At 67.1% G+C, this 991-nt stretch carries 1 protein-coding gene and 1 pseudogene; both read right to left on the bottom strand.

The features are described from left to right. Window positions 1-377: pseudogene (locus ACT6Q8_RS25520) on the bottom strand (acetaldehyde dehydrogenase (acetylating)); the annotation flags it as partial. After that, window positions 374-991: 2-keto-4-pentenoate hydratase (locus ACT6Q8_RS25525; protein WP_444739479.1), on the bottom strand; the 618-nt coding region annotated here is incomplete at its 5' end. The gene ACT6Q8_RS25525 and the pseudogene ACT6Q8_RS25520, both read right to left, overlap by 4 nt.

A 991-nucleotide genomic window follows, 5' to 3' on the forward strand; every position in this document is an offset into this window, starting at 1 on the left:
ATATTGACGTTGGCGGCATCGAGGTTGGCGTCGCCGTTGACCGGCGGGATCGTGTAGGGACCGATCGCCGCCGGGGTCAGGTCGACGACGCGCTTGCCATGACCGATCAGCACCTCGCTATGCCGCTTGTGCGCGCCCGCCGAGGTCGCATCGAAGACGATGGCGATGTCGGCAAAGCCCGGCAATGCGACGAGCCCGTCGAGCCCGCCCGCGGTGATCGGCACGCCCAGTCGCTCGGCGCGCTTCAGCCCGTCGCTCTCGGGATCGATGCCGACGAACGCGCCCATCTCCAGCACCTCCGACAGCCGAATGATCTTGATCATCAGGTCGGTGCCGATGTTGCCCGACCCGATGATCGCTACTTTGGTCTTGCTCATGCGACGGCTCCATAGGTGAAGCTGCAGGTGCCGATGCCGGCGATGCGGGCTTCGACATGGTCGCCTGGGGTCAGCGCGACCATCGGTCCGAGCGCGCCCGCAAGCAGGATATCGCCGGCCTTCAGAGGCTCGCCGCGCGCGGCGAGCGTCTGCGCGAGCCAGGCCGCGGCGTTGAGCGGATTGCCGAGCGCCGCTGCGCCGACGCCGGTGGAGGCCGTCTTGCCGCCAACGTCCATCTCCATCGCCGCGCCTTCCAGATCGAGGCCCGCGAGCGGCAGGCCCGCGTCCGCCAGCACAAAAAAGGCCGACGAGCCATTGTCGGCAACGGTATCGGCAAAGCTGATCTTCCAGTCGGCGATGCGGCTATCGACGATCTCGATCGCGGTGTGCACGCTCGCAACCGCTGCGGCGACCTGTTCCATGCTGGTGTTGGCGTCGGGTAAGTCGGCACCCAGAATGAACGCAATCTCGGCTTCCGCTTTTGGCTGGATCGTTCGCGCCGGATCGAGCCGTCCGCCGTCCGCGACACGCATGTCGTCAAAGAGCACACCGAAATCGGGCTGGTCGACCCCAAGCTGCGCCTGCACCGCCTTCGCCGTCAGCCCGGCCTTGCG

Source organism: Niveispirillum sp., assembly GCF_052437035.1.
Classification (GTDB): domain Bacteria; phylum Pseudomonadota; class Alphaproteobacteria; order Azospirillales; family Azospirillaceae; genus Niveispirillum.